At 70.2% G+C, this 16,025-nt stretch carries 14 protein-coding genes; 6 read left to right on the plus strand and 8 right to left on the minus strand.

Annotated elements, in window-relative coordinates; all coding sequences use genetic code 11:
• Positions 1 to 14 precede the first annotated feature (14 nt).
• Entirely contained in the window at positions 15 to 518 is a 504-nt protein-coding gene (locus RT051_RS03465) for a YbhB/YbcL family Raf kinase inhibitor-like protein (protein WP_313071782.1), read from the plus strand.
• 179 nt (positions 519 to 697) lie between these two features.
• On the opposite strand, the gene RT051_RS03470 is transcribed toward RT051_RS03465, so the two are convergent.
• Together RT051_RS03470 and zwf are read right to left on the minus strand one after the other, a co-directional pair.
• Complete coding sequence (locus RT051_RS03470; protein WP_313071786.1) at positions 698 to 1,543, minus strand: MurR/RpiR family transcriptional regulator; 846 nt, start codon at positions 1,541 to 1,543, stop codon at positions 698 to 700.
• Entirely contained in the window at positions 1,537 to 3,018 is a 1,482-nt protein-coding gene (gene zwf, locus RT051_RS03475) for a glucose-6-phosphate dehydrogenase (protein WP_313071790.1), read from the minus strand. Before zwf ends, RT051_RS03470 begins: the two co-directional genes overlap by 7 nt.
• Before the next feature lie 142 nt (positions 3,019 to 3,160).
• Here zwf and tal point away from each other — a divergent pair, with 142 nt between their 5' ends.
• The 5 genes from tal (at position 3,161) to RT051_RS03500 (ending at position 9,789) form a co-directional block, all read left to right on the plus strand.
• Positions 3,161 to 4,117 carry a transaldolase gene (gene tal, locus RT051_RS03480; protein ID WP_313071793.1) on the plus strand — a complete coding sequence of 319 codons (957 nt, stop codon included), beginning with the start codon at positions 3,161 to 3,163 and terminating at the stop codon, positions 4,115 to 4,117.
• Positions 4,114 to 5,712 carry a glucose-6-phosphate isomerase gene (pgi, locus tag RT051_RS03485; RefSeq protein ID WP_313071797.1) on the plus strand — a complete coding sequence of 533 codons (1,599 nt, stop codon included), beginning with the start codon at positions 4,114 to 4,116 and terminating at the stop codon, positions 5,710 to 5,712. The genes tal and pgi overlap by 4 nt, the downstream gene beginning before the upstream one ends.
• A gap of 184 nt (positions 5,713 to 5,896) precedes the next feature.
• On the plus strand, positions 5,897 to 6,589 hold the full coding sequence (locus RT051_RS03490; RefSeq protein WP_313071801.1) for a sugar dehydrogenase complex small subunit: 693 nt from the start codon (positions 5,897 to 5,899) through the stop codon (positions 6,587 to 6,589).
• A 78-nt stretch (positions 6,590 to 6,667) separates the two neighbouring features.
• A complete protein-coding gene (locus tag RT051_RS03495) occupies positions 6,668 to 8,329 on the plus strand; it encodes a GMC family oxidoreductase (protein WP_313071804.1) in 1,662 nt (553 codons plus the stop codon).
• Between the two features lie 5 nt (positions 8,330 to 8,334).
• Positions 8,335 to 9,789, plus strand: coding sequence for a cytochrome c (locus tag RT051_RS03500; RefSeq protein ID WP_313071806.1), 1,455 nt, complete (start codon positions 8,335 to 8,337; stop codon positions 9,787 to 9,789).
• A gap of 108 nt (positions 9,790 to 9,897) precedes the next feature.
• Here the strand turns inward: RT051_RS03500 and groL are convergent, their stop codons facing one another.
• The 6 genes from groL to RT051_RS03530 all read right to left on the minus strand — a co-directional run.
• Entirely contained in the window at positions 9,898 to 11,544 is a 1,647-nt protein-coding gene (groL, locus tag RT051_RS03505; protein ID WP_313071811.1) for a chaperonin GroEL, read from the minus strand.
• A 97-nt stretch (positions 11,545 to 11,641) separates the two neighbouring features.
• Positions 11,642 to 11,932: a co-chaperone GroES gene (locus RT051_RS03510; RefSeq protein ID WP_056660833.1), complete on the minus strand. Its 291-nt coding sequence runs from the start codon at positions 11,930 to 11,932 to the stop codon at positions 11,642 to 11,644.
• Between the two features lie 371 nt (positions 11,933 to 12,303).
• A complete protein-coding gene (locus RT051_RS03515) occupies positions 12,304 to 13,347 on the minus strand; it encodes a bifunctional nicotinamide-nucleotide adenylyltransferase/Nudix hydroxylase (protein ID WP_313071821.1) in 1,044 nt (347 codons plus the stop codon).
• Positions 13,348 to 13,370: 23 nt separating this feature from the next.
• The gene (nadE, locus tag RT051_RS03520) at positions 13,371 to 15,077 is read right to left on the minus strand and encodes an NAD(+) synthase (protein WP_313071826.1); all 1,707 of its coding nucleotides are present in this window, start codon (positions 15,075 to 15,077) and stop codon (positions 13,371 to 13,373) included.
• 48 nt (positions 15,078 to 15,125) lie between these two features.
• A complete protein-coding gene (locus RT051_RS03525; RefSeq protein ID WP_313071829.1) occupies positions 15,126 to 15,311 on the minus strand; it encodes a DUF1328 domain-containing protein in 186 nt (61 codons plus the stop codon).
• Between the two features lie 141 nt (positions 15,312 to 15,452).
• The coding region (locus RT051_RS03530) for a methionine adenosyltransferase domain-containing protein (protein WP_313071832.1) at positions 15,453 to 16,025 on the minus strand (573 nt) is incomplete at its 5' end.

A 16,025-nucleotide genomic window follows, 5' to 3' on the forward strand; every position in this document is an offset into this window, starting at 1 on the left:
GAAAGGAACCCACCATGAACCAGAACTTCAGCCTGAGCAGCCCCGACATTGCCGACGGCGCCAGCATCGATGCGCGCTTCGAATTCGACGACTTCGGCTGCGGCGGCGAGAACCGCTCGCCCGTGCTGCGCTGGCGCGGCGCGCCCGAGGGCACGAAAAGCCTTGCCGTGACCTGCTACGACCCGGACGCCCCCACCGGCTCGGGCTTCTGGCACTGGTACGTGATCGACCTGCCGGCCGGCACCACCGAACTGGCCGCCGACGCTGGCGCCAGGGGCGGTGCCAGCCTGCCCGCGGGCGCGCGCCATATCCGCAACGACTACGGCCAGTACGCCTGGGGCGGCATGTGCCCGCCGCCAGGCGACAAGCCGCACCGCTACATTTTTACCGTGCACGCGCTGTCGGTCGAACGCATCGACGTGCCCGACGACGCGCCGGCAGCGCTGGCCGGCTTCAACGTCAACGCGCACACGCTGGCCAAGGCCAGCTTCACGGCGACCTACGGCCGCGCGGGTTGAGACTTCGCCTCCTTCCCCCTCTGGGGGAAGGTTGGGATGGGGGCTGACTGGTTCTGGCGCAACGCGTCACGAGACCGCCCTCGCTGGCCCCCACCCCAACCCTCCCCCAGAGGGGGAGGGAGCCATGCCCGCTGAGACTCGGGCCCAGGCAGCCATCAATCCCATGGCAAAACGGGCCGTCAGGTATACCGCTTGGCCCGCAGGTTGTTCTTCATCTGCTGCAGCACCGGCTGCAGCGCGCTGCCGATGCGCAGCGCCACGCGCGTGGCCAGCACGTCGATGACCAGCAGGTGCAACAGGCGCGAGACCATGGGGCTGTAGCGGTCGTAGCCCTCCGGGTGGTCGGCCGCCAGGTGGATCTGGCACGAGTGCGCCAGGGGCGAGCCGCTGGCCGTGATGGCGATCGTCGTTGCGCCGCGCCGGCGCGCGATGTCGGCCGCGTCCATCAGGTCGCGCGTGCGGCCGGAGTTGCTGATGATCACGGCGCAGTCGCCCGGCTGCAAAAGCGTCGCGCTCATGACCTGCATGTGCCCGTCGCTCGTGCTGATGCTGGTGATGCCCAAGCGAAAGAATTTGTGCTGCGCGTCCTGCGCCACGATGCCCGAGTTGCCCGCGCCGTAGAACTCGATGCGCCGCCCGGTCTGCCAGGTCGCGGCGATCGCTTCGGCGGCGCGGTCCAGCGCCTGGACGCTGGCGGCATTGCGGTATTGCAGGAAGGCCGCCACGGCGTTGTCCACCACCTTGACCAGCACCTCGCCCGTGCCGTCGCCCGAATCGACGCTGCGGTGGATGAAGGGCACGCCCTCGCTCACGCTGCCGGCCAGGCGCAGCTTGAAGTCGGCCAGGCCCCCATAGCCCATGCTGCGGCAAAAGCGCACCACCGTGGGCTTGCTGACCTGGGCGCGTGCGGCGAGCTCGCGCACCGGCAGGCGGGCGAAGGCGCGCGGGTCGGCCAATACCAGGCGGGCCACGCGCTGCTCGGCCGGTGCCAGCGACGGCAGCGAGGCGGTGATGCGCTCTAGCATTCCTCGGCCCAGGTATTGCCGTCGCGCGCCACCAGGGCGCTGGCCGCGCCCGGGCCCCAGGTGCCGGGGGCATAGGGGCGCGGGCGCTCGCCGCGCGCGTCCTGCTGGCGCCACAGCTGCAGGATGGGTTCGACCCATTGCCAGGCCGCCTCCTGCTCGTCGGCGCGCACGAACAGGTTCAGCCGGCCGTCGATCACGTCCAGCAGCAGCCGCTCGTAGGCGCCCACGCGCTCGGCGCCGAAGCGCTGGTCGAAGTCCAGGTCCAGCTGCACGGGCGTGAGCGCCGGCGCGTCCAGCGCGCCCGCGCCGGCGCGCGGTTCGTGCGCGGCGGCCAACAGGTGCAGCGCCAGGCCGTCGCGCGGTTGCAGGTGAATGACCAGGCGGTTCGCGCCGCACACCAGCGGCGTGCGGTAGATGGGGTGTGGCGTGGGCCGCAGGTGGATGGCGATGTGCGCCTCGCGTGCGGCCAGGCGCTTGCCGGTGCGGATGTAGAAGGGCACGCCCGCCCAGCGCCAGTTGGCGATGCCGGTGCGCAGGGCGACGAAGGTCTCGGTGGTGCTGTCCGGGGCGACGCCCGTCTCGCCGCGGTAGGCGGGCACGGCCTGCCCGGCCAGCTGCCCGGCGCCGTACTGGCCGCGCACCACGTCCTGGGTCAGGCGCTCGGGCGTCCAGGGCAGGAGCGAGCGCAGGACTTTCAGCTTTTCATCGCGGATGGCGTCGGCATCGGCGTTGATGGGCGGCTCCATGGCGATGGCGCACAGCAGCTGCAGTGCGTGGTTCTGCACCATGTCGCGCAGGGCGCCGGTTTGGTCGTAGAAGGCGCCACGCGCCTCCACGCCCAGCTGCTCGGCGATGGTGATCTCGATGCTGGCGATGGTCTCGCGCCGCCACCAGGGCTCGAACAGCGCATTGCCAAAGCGCAGCGCCAGCAGGTTCTGCACCGACGGCTTGCCCAGGTAGTGGTCGATGCGGAAGATCTGCTGCTCGCCGAAGACGGCGCGCACGGCGGCGTTGATGGCCTGGTTGGAGGCCAGGTCGTGCCCCAGGGGCTTCTCCAGCACCACGCGGGTGCGGGGCGTGGCCAGGCCCGCGGCGTCCAGCTGCTCGCAGGCGGTGGTGAACAGCTGCGGGGCCGTGGCCAGGTACATGACAACCACGTCGGCGCCGCGTTCGTCCAGCCGCGCCTTCAGGCGCGCGTAGTCGCCCGGCTGGGTCAGGTCCATGCGCTGGTAGTGCAGGAGGGCGGCAAAGCGCGCCGATTCCTGTGGGCTCGGGCGCTTGTCGCTGTCCACCTCGGCCAGGCGCTCCCGGATCAGGGCACGGTACTGCGCGTCGTTCAGCTCCTCGCGCGCCACGCCGATGATGCGTCCGCCCGCGGGCAGCGTGCCGTGGCGGTGCGCCTGCAGCAGGCCGGGCAGCAGCTTGCGCCAGGCCAGGTCGCCCGTGCCGCCGAAAAGGACCAGGTCAAAGCTCATGGCCGGGCATGTTATCGAGTTTCATGTGCGGCCCTGGCCGACAGGGCGGCGCAAGGCAGGCGGCATACACTGCCTGCGCTTATCCAGAGGGCCGGCCGTTCACGGGTGGCCCCGCCCATGATTTGATGAGGGATGTGTCCAGATGAACCAGCTTGAGGCCCTGCGCCAGTACACCACCGTGGTCGCCGACACGGGCGACTTCCGCCAGCTCGCGCAGTTCCAGCCGCAGGATGCGACCACCAACCCGTCGCTGATCCTCAAGGCCGTGCAAAAGCCCGAGTACGCGCCGCTGCTGGCGCAGGCCGTGGCCGGCGGCGCCGGCCAGCACATCGACGCGCTGATGGACCGGCTCATCGTGCGCTTTGGCTGCGAGATCCTGCAGCTCATCCCCGGGCGCGTGTCCACCGAGGTCGATGCCCGCCTGTCGTTCGACACGGCGGCCACCGTCGAGCGCGCCGAGCGTCTGATCGCGCTGTACCGGGCCGAAGGCGTGGACCCGGCGCGCGTGCTGATCAAGATCGCCGCCACCTGGGAGGGCATCGAGGCCGCGCGCCTGCTAGAGCAGCGCGGCATCCGCACCAACCTGACGCTGCTGTTTTCCTTCGCCCAGGCCGTGGCCTGCGGGCAGGCCCGGGTGCAGCTGATCTCGCCCTTCGTCGGCCGCATCTACGACTGGTACAAGAAGCAGGCCGGCAGCAGCTGGGACGAGGCCGCCATGGCCGGCGAGAACGACCCGGGCGTGCAGAGCGTGCGCGCCATCTACCAGCACTACAAGCACTTCGGCATCGCCACCGAGGTCATGGGTGCGAGCTTTCGCAACGCCGGCCAGATCACGGCCCTGGCCGGCTGCGACCTGCTGACCATCGCGCCCGAGCTCATGGCCCAGCTGCAGGCCAGCGACGCGCCGCTGGCGCGCGTGCTCGACGCCGACACCGCGCGCACCCTGCAGCTTGAGCCCGTGCACTATGACGAGCCGGGCTTTCGCTATGCGCTCAACCAGGACGCCATGGCCACCGAAAAACTGGCCGAGGGCATCCGCGCCTTTGCCGCGGACGCGGCGAAGCTGGAGCAGCTCATGCAGGCGGCAGCGGCGGCATGAGCGCGGCGCCTGTTGCCCACGCCGACCCGCGCACGCGCTGCGACCGCACCACCGCCTGGGGGCGGCTGCAGGCGCACTACGCCCGGGTGGGGCGCTGCTTCGACCTGGGCGCGGCGTTCGACGCCGAGGGCGCTGCCCGCGTGCGCCACTTCAGCCAGCAGGCGCCGCACGTGTATGCCGACCTGTCCAAAAACCTGATCGACGTGCGCGCCGAGGCGCTGCTGCTGCAGCTGGCGCGCGAGTGCGGGGTGCAGCAGCAGCGCGACGCCATGTTCGCCGGCGCGGCCATCAACCACACCGAAGGCCGCGCGGTCATGCACTGGTTGTTGCGAAAACCGCCGCAAACCAAGGCAGGTCAAGGACTTTATGCTATAGATTTGGTGGCTGATGCCCTGCGCGAAGTGCACGCCACCCTGGACGCCATGCTCGCCCTGGCCGAGCAGGTGCGCGGCGACAGCGCCATCACCGACATCGTCAACATCGGCATCGGCGGCTCCGACCTGGGCCCGTCCATGGCGGTGAAGGCGCTCGACGACTTGCGCCCCCAGGGCAAGACGCTGCATTTCATCAGCAACGTCGATGGCATGGAGCTGGGCAGCCTGCTGCGCGGGTTGCGCCCCGAGAGCACGCTGTTCCTGATTGCCTCCAAGACCTTCACCACGGCCGAGACCATGACCAACGCGCAGGCCGCGCGCGACTGGTTCATTGCTCAGGGTGGCACCGACGTGGCGCGGCACTTCTGGGCGCTGACCACCAACAGGCCGGCCGCCGCCGAGTTCGGCATCGAGACCACGCTGGGCTTCTGGGACTGGGTGGGCGGGCGCTATTCGCTGTGGTCGTCCATCGGCCTGCCGATCGCGATTGCCATCGGCGCGGACCACTTCCGCCAGCTGCTGGCCGGCGCGCACGCCATGGACGAGCACTTTCGCACTGCGCCCCTGGAGCAGAACCTGCCCGTGCGGCTGGCGCTGCTGGACGTGTGGTATCGCAATTTCCACGGCTTTGGCAGCCGCTGCGTGGCGCCCTACAGCCACGGTCTGCGCCGGCTGCCGGCCTATCTGCAGCAGCTGGAGATGGAGAGCAACGGCAAGGGCGTGGACGCCGCCGGCGAGCCGCTGCCCTACGCCACGGCGCCGGTGGTCTGGGGCGAGCCGGGCACCAACGGTCAGCACGCCTTCTTCCAGATGCTGCACCAGGGACCCGACGTCATTCCCGTGGAGTTCATCGCCCTGCGCCGCCCCGGGCGCGACCTGCCCGGCCAGCACACGCGCCTGGTGGCCAACGCGCTGGCGCAGGCCAAGGCACTGATGCGCGGGCGCGCATCGCCGGACAACCCGCACCGCCACTTCGGCGGCAACCGGCCCAGCACCTTCCTGGTGCTGGACGCCCTGACGCCCGAGGCGCTGGGCGCACTCGTTGCCCTGTACGAACACCGGGTGTTCGTCTGCGGGGCGATCTGGGGCATCAACAGCTTCGACCAGTGGGGCGTGGAGCTGGGCAAGGTGCTGGCCCAGGGCCTGGAGCCGCGTCTGGCCAGCGGCGACGCGAGCGGCCTGGACGCCTCCACCGCCAGCCTGCTGCAGCGCCTGCTGTGACGGTGCGGGCCCGCCCGGCCCATGCCCGGTTTGGCGTCTTTTCCGACAAACCCGCTTTCGCCCGCTTCCCATAATGGGCCGCCAGGGCGGGGTTGCCACAAGGCCCCGCCGCCGGTGGCGCGGTTTGCTGCGCGCCCGGCATCCACCAGGGGCATGCACGGCCCGGAGAAAGGGGCTGGCCACGATGAGGCACGACGAAACGGGGCAGCGGCCGACCTGCTGCCCGGCGCACCCCGCGCTGCTCACGCGGCGCGAGGCGCTGGCACTGGCCGCCGCCGGCACCGCGCTGGCCGCCAGCGGCTGGCAACCGGGCGCAAGCGCCGCGCCGGCGGCCGCTGCCACCGCGGCTGCCGGGCCCGCGCTTGCGGGCGCCCAGGCGGCCTTCCTGGCGCTGTCGCAGCGCCTGACCGGCCACGACGATCTCGATGCCGAAACCGCCGCGCGCATCCACCAGGCCATGGCCGGGCGTTCGGCCGACTTCCCCGGCCAGAGCGAGCATCTGGCCCGCCTGGCGCAGGACGCCGCCTCGCCCGAGGCGGTGCTGGAGAGCGCTGCCGCTGCCGGCCTGCGCGAGACGGCGCTGGCCATCGTCGCGGCCTGGTACACCGGCACCGTGGGCAGTGATTCCAGCGGCACGGTGGTCGCCTACCGCAATGCGCTGATGTACCGCCCGGTCAGCGACGCCATGAGCGCGCCCACCTACTGCCCCGCAGGCCCCGCCTGGTGGACGCGCGAGCCGCCGCCCACCGGCGTCAGCGCGCCCGTCGAGCGCCCCGCCGGCCACGCGCCCACCACCGGCACGCCCGAGGAAAAGGAGCGCCCCGAAACCACCCCGCACGGCGAGCCCCAGGGCTCGGGCCACGTCCGCGCTTCCTGACGCCCTGAAAGCGCACGCACCCTTCCGTCCTCGCCCCTCGATCCTCCTCCCCGCCTGGCCACCCGGGCCTCCGCCACCATGAAAAAAGCCCCCGCACCCGTCTTCGATTCCACCGGCAACGCCACGGCCGACGTCGTCGTCGTCGGTTCGGGCGTGGTGGGCGCCATGGTGGCCGACCGGCTGGTGGCCCAGGGCCACTCGGTGCTGGTGCTCGAAGCCGGCCCGCGCATCGACCGCGCGCAGGCCGTGGAGAACTGGCGCAACATGCCCTTTGCCAACCGCGCGGGCTCGGACTTCCAGGGCCTGTTCGCCCAGTCGCCGCTGGCGCCCGCGCCGCTGTACTTCCCCAAGAACAACTACGTGCACCTGACCGGCCCCGATGGCGGCGGCTACGCCCAGGGCTACCTGCGCGTGGTCGGCGGCACCACCTGGCACTGGGCGGCCTCGTGCTGGCGCCACCTGCCGGTGGATCTGAAGATGCAGAGCACCTATGGCGTGGGGCGCGACTGGCCCATCGGCTATGACGAGCTGGAGCCCTACTACTGCCAGGCGGAAGAAGAAATGGGCGTGGCCGGCCCGCAGGACCCGGCGCTGCAGTCGCCCGCCGAGCGCAGCCGGCCCTATCCGATGGACATGATCCCCTGGGGCCATGGCGACCGGCGCTTCGCCGATGTGGTCAACCCCTACGGCTACCGCAGCGTACCCATCCCGCAGGCGCGCAACGTTGTGCCCTGGCAGGAGCGCCCGGCCTGCTGCGGCAACAACAACTGCCAGCCCATCTGCCCCATCGGCGCCATGTACAACGGCATCCACCACGTGCAGCGCGCCGAGGCGCGCGGCGCGCAGGTGCTGGCCGAGGCCGTGGCCTACAAGGTGGACACCGACGGCAACAACCGCCTCACCGCCGTGCACTGGTACGACAGCGCGCGGCGCTCGCACCGCGCCAGCGCCCGGGCCTTCGTCTTTGCCTGCAACGGCGTGGAGACGCCGCGCCTGCTGTTGCTGGCGGCCAACGCGGCCAACCCGCGCGGCATTGCCAACTCGTCCGACCAGGTGGGGCGCAACATGATGGATCACTCGGGCTTTCACTGCACCTTCCTGGCCAGCGAACCCATCTGGACCGGGCGCGGGCCGGCGCAGAGCAGCTGCCTGGTGGGCCCGCGCGATGGCTGGTTCCGCTCGCAGTATTCGGCCAACAAGATCATCCTGAACAACATCAGCCGCGTGGCCGCGGCCACCACGCAGGCGCTCAAGCTGGGCCTGGTGGGCCGCGCGCTGGACGAGGAGATCCGCCGCCGCGCCGCCTACGGCGTGGACCTGTCCATCAGCCTGGAACCGCTGCCCGACCCCAATAACCGCCTGACCCTGAGCGAGACGCGCCGCGACGGCCACGGCCTGGCTTGCCCCGACATCCGCTACGACGTGGGCGACTACGTGCGCCGCGGCGCCGAGGAGTCGCACAAGCAGCTGCGCCACATCGGCGAGCTGTTTGGCGCGGTGGAGTTCGAGATCACCGACAAGCTCAACGCCAACAACCACATCATGGGCGGCACCCTCATGGGCGCCGACCCGAAGGACTCGGTGGTTGATGGCGACTGCCGCGCGCACGACCACGCCAACCTGTGGCTGCCCGGCGGCGGCGCCATGCCGTCGGCCAGCGTGGTCAACAGCACGCTGTCCATGGTGGCGCTGGGCCTGAAGTCGGCCGACGCGGTGCTGCGCGCGCTGCGCCAGGAGTGAGCGCCATGCAGCGTCCTGCCCTCACCGTCATCGCCCTGCGCGCAGCACGCGCCCTGGCTGGCGCTGCGCTGCTGGCCGCCGCGCTGCCGGCGCCGGCCGCCGCGCCCGACCCGGCCCTGGTCGAGCGCGGCAAATACCTGGCCACCGCCGCCGACTGCACCGCCTGCCATACCGCCCCCGGCGGCGGCAAGCCGTTTGCCGGCGGCTACAGCATCGCCTCGCCCCTGGGCGCCATCGTGGCGACCAACATCACGCCGTCGCGCACGGCGGGCATCGGCAACTACACCGAGGAGCAGTTCGCCCGCGCACTGCGTCAGGGCGTGCGCGCCGATGGGGCCCACCTGTACCCGGCCATGCCCTACACCGCCTACACGCTGCTGGCCGACGAGGACGTGCGCGCGCTCTACGCCTATTTCATGCTGGGCGTGCAGGCCGTCAACGAGGAACTGGCCGAGGCCACACGGTTGCCGTATCCGTTTCGCGTGCGCGGCCTGATGGCGGTGTGGAACGCGCTGTTTCTGGACGACCGGCGTTTCGAGCCCGATGCCGGGCAGTCGCAGCAGGTCAACCGCGGCGCCTACCTGGGGCGGGCGCTGGCGCACTGCAGCACCTGCCACACGCCGCGCAACATGTTCATGGCCGAGCAGGGCGGACTGCAGCTGGCCGGCAGTCCGCTCGGGCCCTGGTACGCGCCCAACATCACGCCGCACGCCAACGGCCTGCAGGGCTGGAGCGAGCAGGAGGTGGTGCAGTACCTGCGCACCGGCCAGGTGCCGGGCAAGGCGCAGGCCGCCGGGCCCATGGCCGAGGCGGTGGAGCACAGCCTGCAATACCTGCGCGAAGACGACCTGCAGGCCATTGCCGCCTGGTTGCGCACCGTGCCGGCCCATGCGGGGGAAGGCGGCGACACGCCGCCCTTCGCCCGCGGCGCGGCCCATGACCTGGAACCCGCCTTGCGCGGACGCGACGGCCCCAACGCCCTGGCCAGCCTGGACAGCGGCGCCAAGCTCTACAGCGGCAACTGCGCCAGCTGCCACCAGCCCGACGCCCGGGGCAGCGACGGCCAGGCCTACCCGGCGCTGTTCCACAACACCGCCACGGGCGGCGCGCGCGCGGACAACCTGGTGGCCGCCATCCTGCTCGGCGTGCAGCGCACGGTCGACGGCAAGCAGGTGCTGATGCCGCGCTTCGACGAGCGTTCCAGCGTCAACCGCCTGTCGGACGAGCAGATCGCACAGATCGCCAACCACGTGCTGCAGCAGCACGGCAACGCGGCGCTGCAGGTCTCGGCCGCCGACGTGGCGCAGGCCCGGGCGGGTGGCGCGCGGCCCTTCCTGGCCGAGGTGCAGCCCCTGCTGCTGCCCGTGGGGCTGGTGGCGCTGGCGCTGCTGCTGGCCCTGGCGGTGTGGCTGACGGCCTGGGTGCGGCACCGGCGGCGCAGGACAGGCCCGGCCCGCTGAGGCCGCAGGCCGCCCAAAGAAAAACCCCGCGGGTCTTGCGACGCGCGGGGTTGGTGTCTGCCGAAGGGGCAGGGGGCGGGCAGCCCGTGCGGGCCGCCCGGGCCGGCATTACATGCCCATGCCGCCCATGCCACCCATGCCGCCCATGTCGGGCATGCCGCCGCCGGCGGACTCTTCCTTCGGTGCCTCGGCGACCATGGCTTCGGTCGTCAGCAGCAGCGAGGCGACGGACGCAGCGTTCTGCAGCGCGGTGCGGGTCACCTTGGTCGGGTCCAGAATGCCCATCTCCAGCATGTCGCCGTAGGTGTCGTTGGAGGCGTTGTAGCCAAAGTTGCCGGAGCCTTCGAGCACCTTGTTCACCACCACCGAAGGCTCGCCGCCGCCGTTGGCCACGATCTCGCGCAGGGGCGACTCGATGGCTTTGAGCACCAGCTTGATGCCGGCGTCCTGCTCGGCGTTGTCGCCCTTGAGGTCACCGATGGCCTGGCGTGCGCGCAGCAGCGCCACGCCGCCGCCAGCGACGATGCCTTCTTCCACGGCAGCGCGGGTGGCGTGCAGGGCGTCTTCCACGCGCGCCTTCTTTTCCTTCATCTCGACTTCCGTCGCGGCCCCGACCTTGATCACGGCCACGCCGCCAGCCAGCTTGGCCACGCGCTCTTGCAGTTTCTCGCGGTCGTAGTCGCTGGTGGCTTCCTCGATCTGCACGCGGATCTGCTTGACGCGCGCCTGGATGTCGTCAGCGTTGCCGGCACCGTCGATGATGATGGTGTTTTCCTTGCCCACTTCGATGGTCTTGGCCTGGCCCAGGTCGGCCAGCGTCACCTTCTCCAGCGACAGGCCCACTTCCTCGGCGATCACCTTGCCGCCGGTCAGGATGGCGATGTCTTCCAGCATGGCCTTGCGGCGGTCGCCGAAGCCAGGAGCCTTGACTGCCACGACCTTCAGGATGCCGCGGATGGTGTTCACCACCAGGGTCGCCAGGGCTTCGCCCTCGACTTCCTCGGCAATGATCAGCAGGGGACGGCCGGCCTTGGCGACCTGCTCCAGCGTGGGCAGCAGGTCACGGATGTTGCTGATCTTCTTGTCGAACAGCAGCACGAAGGGGTTGTCCAGCATGGCGGCCTGCTTCTCGGGGTTGTTGATGAAGTAGGGCGACAGGTAGCCGCGGTCGAACTGCATGCCTTCCACGACGTCCAGCTCGTTGTCCAGGCTCTTGCCGTCTTCGACGGTGATCACGCCTTCCTTGCCGACCTTGTCCATGGCGTCGGCAATGATCTTGCCCACCGACTCGTCGGAGTTGGCGGAGATCGAGCCCACCTGGGCGATTTCCTTGGAAGTGGTGGTGGCCTTGGACTGCTTCTTCAGCTGCTCGACCAGGGCGACCACGGCCTTGTCGATGCCGCGCTTCAGATCCATCGGGTTCAGGCCGGCGGCCACGTACTTGGAGCCTTCGCGCACGATGGATTGGGCCAGCACCGTGGCGGTGGTGGTGCCGTCACCGGCGATGTCGTTGGTCTTGGAGGCCACTTCCTTCACGAGCTGGGCGCCCATGTTCTGCAGCTTGTCCTTGAGCTCGATTTCCTTGGCCACGGACACGCCGTCCTTGGTCACCGTGGGGGCGCCAAAGGAACGCTCGAGCACCACGTTGCGGCCCTTGGGGCCCAGGGTCACCTTGACCGCATTGGCCAGGATGTTCACGCCTTCAACCATGCGGGCGCGGGCTTCGCCACCGAAAACTACGTCTTTTGCTGCCATTTTTGGCTCCTCAAGAATGTGGGTCAAATCGGCTGCAAACGCTTGTCTGGCAAGCGCTGGCAGCTATGAAAATTCATGGGTCTGCGAGGTGGGAGAATTACTTCTCGACCACTGCGAACAGGTCGTCTTCCTTCATGACCAGCAGTTCGTCGCCATGGACCTTGACGGTCTGGCCGCTGTACTTGCCGAACAGCACGCGGTCGCCGACCTTCACGTTCAGGGCGACCACTTCGCCCTTGTCGTTCTTCTTGCCTGGGCCCACGGCCAGCACTTCACCCTGATCGGGCTTCTCGGCAGCGTTGTCGGGGATCACGATGCCCGAAGCGGTGGTGGTCTCGCTCTCGATACGCTTGACGATCACGCGATCGTGCAGGGGGCGAAGGTTCATGGCTCTCTCCTGTGTGCAAAAAGGTTGCGGACAAACAAGGCGCCCGCGGGTGGGCGGGCGCTGGTGATTGCAGCAGCGAGGTTTGTTAGCACTCAGCTGCTTCGAGTGCTAATGATAGGGGCATTTACGCTGTTTTCAAGAGGGCACGGCGCTGCGGCCAATGCACGAAAGTAGGAAATTACAAGACAAAAACAGCCCTTGGCCTTGTCAGACAAAGGTGTGCAGCTATGCTTTTTATTGCCCGCCGTCCAGAAAGGCGTCGACCAGTGCATGGTGCTGCGACACGTTCAGCGCTGGCGCATGTCCGTAGTCCGGCACTTCGACTACTTGCAGGAGGCTTGCGCCCGGGTGCCGCCTCGTGCCCGAGGGCGTCAAGGGTCTGCTCCGGCCAGGGCGCCATTCAGGCGCAGGAAATGGTCCAGGATGTGAAAGTGGTCGTCATGAAACTGCGCCTCCAGCCCTGCCAGCTGCGCAATTTCCACCCAGCGGGCTTCGCTCGCGTCATCGCCGCCGCGCACTTCGGGTAGGGGGGCGCCGGTGCCCAGGTCGAAATGATGCACGTGGCCGATGACGCGGCCGCGCTGGCTGCGGCCCGGATGGTCGAACACGGACACCCCTTGCAGGGCGGCACGCATGGCGGCTTCGTCCAGCGGCCAGTGCGTCTCCTCGGCCAGCTCGCGCAGGCAGGAGCGCCACAGCGTCTCGTCCGGTTCGATGAAGCCGCCGGGCAGTGCCAGCAACCCGCGCCCTGGCGCATGGGCGCGGCGGACGAGGAGCACCCGGCCGGCGGCCTGCACCAGCGCGTCCACGGTGACGAAGACCGGTGGATAGGGCGCGCAGGCCCAGGCGGCGCGGTAGTCGCGCAGCATGCGCCATTCCTGCTGCAGCGCGGCATGGACGGGTGTAGCCTGCAGGCCCTGCAGCAGCGCCCGCGTACTCGCCGGCAGGCCCGGCAGCAGCGGGGCGAGTGCCTCAGGCTCGCCGCCCAGCCAGGCATCACGCACGGCGGTGGCGTCCATGGCGTTCTGGCGGGGCAGGCTGACCAGGTCCCAGCCCGGAAACCACGTCAGGTAGCTGCTGCTGGCGTCCTTGAAATGCCCAACCAGCGCGACACGGGCGCCCGCCGGTGCATGCAGGGCCACGGCGGCCTGCACGGCCGCGCTCCAGCGGGACTGGTCGTAGTAGTCGCGCACGGGCACCGCCACGAGCCGCTGCGCCTCCTGTGTCGGCAGCGCTCCGCGCAGCATGGCCTCGCGCTCCTGCCAAGTGAAGGGGTTTCTGGGGGTGCGCGCCTGGTGGGCCGAACCCAGGACGACGATGACCTGACGTGCCTGCGCCAGTGCCGCGCACACCAGGGCTAGGTGCCCGGCGTGCACGGGCTGGAAGCGTCCGATCAGGACGGCGATGTCATGCATGGGAGCGCCGGACGCGGGCCGTGTCAGGGCTTGCGCGCCGCGATGGGCATTTGCCAGCCCCGGCTGCCAAAGCTGCGCGGGCGCAGGCGCAGGCTGGGCGCCGCCTGGTGGCGCTTGTATTCGCTGCGCGCCAGCAGGCCGCGCACGCGCTGCACCAGTGCGCGGCCGTCCTCGTCCTGCTGCAGACGGCCCACGAAGTCCTGGGCCGACTCGTACTGCTCGCGGGGCAGCAGAGGGCCCTCGATCAGCAGCTTGAGCACTTCGTCCAGGACCGGGTAGGGCGGCAGGCTGTCATCGTCGCGCTGGCCCGGGGCCAGCTCGGCCGAGGGGGGTTTGTCGATGATGGCGGCGGGCACCAGCTCGCGCCCGGCCTGGGCGTTCAGATGGCGCGCCAGGGCAAATACCTCCGTCTTGTACAGGTCGCCCAGCAGCCCCAGGCCGCCATTGGTATCGCCGTAGAGCGTGCAGTAGCCCACGGCGATCTCGGATTTGTTGCCCGTGGTCAGCAGCAGATGGCCCCAGGTGTTGGAGTACTCCATCAGCACCGTACCGCGGATGCGTGCCTGCAGGTTCTCGGCCGCCAGGCCCGCCAGGGGCTGGCCGAAGCTGCGTTCGAACTGTGCGGCGAACGTGGCCGCCAGCTCGGCGATGGGGTGCGACTGCAATTCGATGCCCAGGTTGCGGCACAGCGCCACCGAATCATCGACCGAGCCACTGCTGGAATAGCGCGAGGGCATGGTGACGGCGGCCACCTTGTCCGGCCCCAGGGCCTGCACGGCCAGCGCCAGGGTGAGGGCGCTGTCCAGCCCGCCGGAGCTGCCCACCAGCACCCGCTCAAAGCCGCAGCGGCGTGCGTAGTCCGCCAAGCCCAGCACGATCTGGCGCCGGTAGAACTCCATGACCGGCAGCCCGTCCTTCGGGACGGGGGCCAGGGGCTCGCCCTGCGCGCCATGCAGCTGGCCTTCGCCAGTGAGCACCAGGTGCGGGGAATCTTCCTCGAAACGCCGGGCTTCGAAGACCACGCCCGCGCCCGGCTCGGCAGCCAGGGAGCCGCCGTCATAGACCAGGTGGTCATGCCCGCCCACTTGGCTGACGCTGAGCACCGGGGCGCTGGCCTGCTCGGCCAGGCGTGCCAGCGCCGCATGGCGCCGGACGCGCCGGCCCAGGTGGCTGCTGCTGGCATCGAGGTGCACCAGCAGGTCGGGCATTGCCTGGACGAGGCGCTCGCACGGCCCGGCCAGGGGCGCGTCCGGCGCGTCCGTGCCCGCTTCGGCGCCGACCAGAAAGCCCACGCGCAGCCCGCCCAGGCGCAGCATGCGAGGGGCCTCGGGGGCCGGCGCCAGGTGTTGTGTCTCGTCGGCGTCGCCGCCGGGCGAAAGGACCTGGCGGCCAAACGACAGCAGCGTCTCGCCCGCCTTGAGCACCAGCACGCCGTCGAGCCACGGCGCGCCCGGGCCGGAGGAGGGCAGGGGCGTGCCCAGCACCCAGTGCAGTGCCGGCAAAGCGGCGCTTTCCTGGCGCAGGCGCTGCAGGGCCTGCTCCAGGCGGTGGGCGAATGCGGGCTCGCCCAGCAGGTCGGCCGGCCACCAGCCGCACAGCGCCATCTGGCTGAAGACCACCATGTCCGAGCCCTGGCCGGACGCCTCCCGCGCGGCGGCGATCATGCATTCGGCATTGCCTTCGATGTCGCCAAGGGTGAAATTGCGCTGGGCCAGAGTGATATGGAGCATGGCAGTCGATGGTTCAGGCAGCGGGGCGTGCGTGCCGGTGAGCCGCCGTCATCGCAAGGCCTTGCGCGCCGCACCCACCCCCAGCATCGCCAGCACCACGAACAGCACCGTGAGAGCCAGGAACAGGAAGAACAGGATCTTGGCGATGCCGGCACTGCCGGCTGCGATGCCGGTGAAGCCGAGCGCGCCGGCGATGAGCGAGATGATGGCGAAGATGATGGCGTATTTGAGCATGGGAGCCTCCTGACGGGTGGATTGCCGCGTGCTGCGGTCAGGCCAGCTTAAGAGGCCGCCCAGGCCCCGCCCGTCGTCCGGCCGGGACCGCGCGCGTAGGAATCCCTTGACACGCGACCCCGGCGGCGGGTTCTCCAGGGCCTACAAACCTGCCGCTTGGCGCAGGGCGGCTGCGCGGTCGGTGCGCTCCCAGGTGAACTCGGGCTCCTCGCGGCCGAAGTGGCCGTAGGCCGCGGTTTTGGTGTAGATCGGGCGCAGCAGGTCCAGCATCTGGATGATGCCCTTGGGCCGCAGGTCGAAGTGCTCATGCACCAGGGCGGCGATCTGCTCGTCGGGAATGACGCCCGTGCCTTCGGTGTAGACGGTGATGTTCATCGGCCGCGCCACGCCGATGGCGTAGGCCACCTGGATCTGGCACTGGCGCGCAAGACCTGCGGCGACGATGTTCTTGGCCACATAGCGCGCGGCGTACGCCGCCGAGCGATCGACCTTGGTCGGGTCCTTGCCGCTGAATGCGCCGCCGCCGTGCGGGCAGGCGCCACCGTAGGTGTCCACGATGATCTTGCGGCCGGTGAGGCCGCAGTCGCCCTGCGGCCCGCCGATGACGAAGCGCCCCGTCGGGTTGATCAGGTACTTGGTGTCCTGCAGCCAGTCTTTGGGCAGCACCGGCTTGATGATCTCCTCGACCACGGCCTCGATGAAGCTGGCCTTCAT

It is taken from the genome of Melaminivora sp. (assembly GCF_032059615.1).
GTDB lineage: Bacteria > Pseudomonadota > Gammaproteobacteria > Burkholderiales > Burkholderiaceae_C > Melaminivora.

Coding starts and splice junctions, on each gene's coding strand:
- RT051_RS03465 (WP_313071782.1), top strand. CDS start 15: ATGAACCAGAACTTCAGCCTGAGCAGCCCCGACATTGCCGACGGCGCC.
- RT051_RS03470 (WP_313071786.1), bottom strand. CDS start 1,543: ATGCTAGAGCGCATCACCGCCTCGCTGCCGTCGCTGGCACCGGCCGAG.
- zwf (WP_313071790.1), bottom strand. CDS start 3,018: ATGAGCTTTGACCTGGTCCTTTTCGGCGGCACGGGCGACCTGGCCTGG.
- tal (WP_313071793.1), top strand. CDS start 3,161: ATGAACCAGCTTGAGGCCCTGCGCCAGTACACCACCGTGGTCGCCGAC.
- pgi (WP_313071797.1), top strand. CDS start 4,114: ATGAGCGCGGCGCCTGTTGCCCACGCCGACCCGCGCACGCGCTGCGAC.
- RT051_RS03490 (WP_313071801.1), top strand. CDS start 5,897: ATGAGGCACGACGAAACGGGGCAGCGGCCGACCTGCTGCCCGGCGCAC.
- RT051_RS03495 (WP_313071804.1), top strand. CDS start 6,668: ATGAAAAAAGCCCCCGCACCCGTCTTCGATTCCACCGGCAACGCCACG.
- RT051_RS03500 (WP_313071806.1), top strand. CDS start 8,335: ATGCAGCGTCCTGCCCTCACCGTCATCGCCCTGCGCGCAGCACGCGCC.
- groL (WP_313071811.1), bottom strand. CDS start 11,544: ATGGCAGCAAAAGACGTAGTTTTCGGTGGCGAAGCCCGCGCCCGCATG.
- RT051_RS03510 (WP_056660833.1), bottom strand. CDS start 11,932: ATGAACCTTCGCCCCCTGCACGATCGCGTGATCGTCAAGCGTATCGAG.
- RT051_RS03515 (WP_313071821.1), bottom strand. CDS start 13,347: ATGCATGACATCGCCGTCCTGATCGGACGCTTCCAGCCCGTGCACGCC.
- nadE (WP_313071826.1), bottom strand. CDS start 15,077: ATGCTCCATATCACTCTGGCCCAGCGCAATTTCACCCTTGGCGACATC.
- RT051_RS03525 (WP_313071829.1), bottom strand. CDS start 15,311: ATGCTCAAATACGCCATCATCTTCGCCATCATCTCGCTCATCGCCGGC.